The 1,702-nt window shown below is 67.3% G+C and carries 2 protein-coding genes; both read right to left on the bottom strand.

The window, feature by feature from the left end; all coding sequences use genetic code 11:
• A partial coding sequence (locus tag GA0070216_RS33520; protein WP_245722911.1) for a thiamine pyrophosphate-dependent enzyme occupies nt 1-444 on the bottom strand: 444 nt, incomplete at its 3' end.
• Nucleotides 437-1,702 (bottom strand): 2-oxoacid:acceptor oxidoreductase subunit alpha (locus GA0070216_RS33515; protein WP_091254927.1); only part of this gene is annotated, 1,266 nt, incomplete at its 5' end. The genes GA0070216_RS33520 and GA0070216_RS33515, both read right to left, overlap by 8 nt.

The following is a 1,702-nucleotide window of genomic DNA, read 5'->3' as shown; positions in this document are numbered from 1 at the left end:
TTTGGTGATTTTGCCGGTTTCGCTGGTGGGGGAGTATTGGCCTTTGGTGAGGCCGTAGATGCGGTTGTTGAAGAGGAGGATTTTGAGGTTGACGTTGCGGCGGAGGGCGTGGATGAGGTGGTTGCCGCCGATGGAGAGGGCGTCGCCGTCGCCGGTGACGACCCAGACGGACAGGTCGGGTCGGGTGACGGACAGGCCGGTGGCGATGGCGGGGGCGCGGCCGTGGATGGAGTGCATGCCGTAGGTGTTCATGTAGTAGGGGAATCGGGATGAGCAGCCGATTCCGGAGATGAACACGGTGTTTTCGCGGGGGATGTTCAGTTCGGGCATGAATTGTTGGATGGCGGCGAGGATGGCGTAGTCGCCGCAGCCGGGGCACCAGCGGACTTCTTGGTCGGATTTGAAGTCTTTGGTGGTGAGTTTCAGGGTGGTGGGTTCAGGCATTTTTGCAGACCTCTTCCAGCGTCGTCTCCAGTTCGGCGGCGGTGAAGGGTAGGCCGCGGACCTGGTTGTAGGCGATCGCGTCGATCAGGTGTCGGGCGCGGATGACCTGGGCGAGTTGGCCGAGGTTCATCTCGGGGATGACGACCCGGTCGTAGGCGTGCAGGACGTCGCCGAGGTTGGCGGGGAGGGGGTTGAGGTGGCGGAGGTGGGCTTGGGCGATGGGGTGGCCGCGGTGGCGGAGGGCGCGGCAGGCGGCGCCGATGGGTCCGTAGGTGGAGCCCCAGCCGAGGACGAGGACGCGGGCGTTGCCGTCGGGGTCGTCGACGTCGAGGTCGGGTACGGGGATCGCCTGGATGCGGGCGGCGCGGGTGCGGACCATGTAGTCGTGGTTGGTGGGGTCGTAGGAGATGTCGCCGGTCTTGTCGGCTTTCTCGAGGCCGCCGATGCGGTGTTCGAGTCCGGGGGTGCCGGGGATCGCCCAGGGGCGGGCGAGGGTGTCGGGGTCGCGTAGGTAGGGCAGGAACGTGGTGCCGTCGTCGTGGTTGGGGGTGGTGGCGAAGTCGACGCGGAGGTCGGGTAGGGAGTCGACGTCGGGTAGGAGCCAGGGTTCGGAGCCGTTGGCGACGTAGTTGTCCGACAGGAGGATCACCGGGGTGCGGTAGGTGATCGCGATGCGGGCGGCTTCGAGGGCGGCGTGGAAGCAGTCCGACGGGGAGCGGGCGGCGATGACCGCGAGGGGTGCTTCGCCGTGGCGGCCGTGTAGGGCGATGTTCAGGTCGGCCTGTTCGGTTTTGGTGGGGAGGCCGGTCGAGGGGCCGGCGCGTTGCACGTCGACGATGACCAGGGGGAGTTCCAGGGCGACGGCGAGGGAGATCGTCTCGGATTTCAGGGCGACGCCGGGGCCGCTGGTGGTGGTCACGCCGAGGGCCCCGCCGTAGGAGGCGCCCAACGCGGCGCCGGCGGCGGCGATCTCGTCTTCGGCCTGCATGGTGACCACACCGAGTTTTTTGTGTTTGCTCAGTTCGTGGAGGATGTCGGAGGCGGGGGTGATCGGGTACGCGCCGAGGAACACGGGTAGTCCGGAGCGGACCCCGGCGGCGACCAACCCCAACGACAGGGCGGCGTTACCGGTGATGTTGCGGTAGGTGCCCGGGAGCATCTTGGCGGGTTTCACTTCGTAGCGGACCGAGAAACTGTCGGTGGTCTCGCCGTAGTTCCAACCCGCCTTGAACGCGGCGATGTTCGCCGCGACGAGGTC

The organism is Micromonospora matsumotoense (assembly GCF_900091525.1).
Classification (GTDB): domain Bacteria; phylum Actinomycetota; class Actinomycetes; order Mycobacteriales; family Micromonosporaceae; genus Micromonospora; species Micromonospora matsumotoensis.
This window is presented reverse-complemented; position numbering and strand designations above follow the sequence as displayed.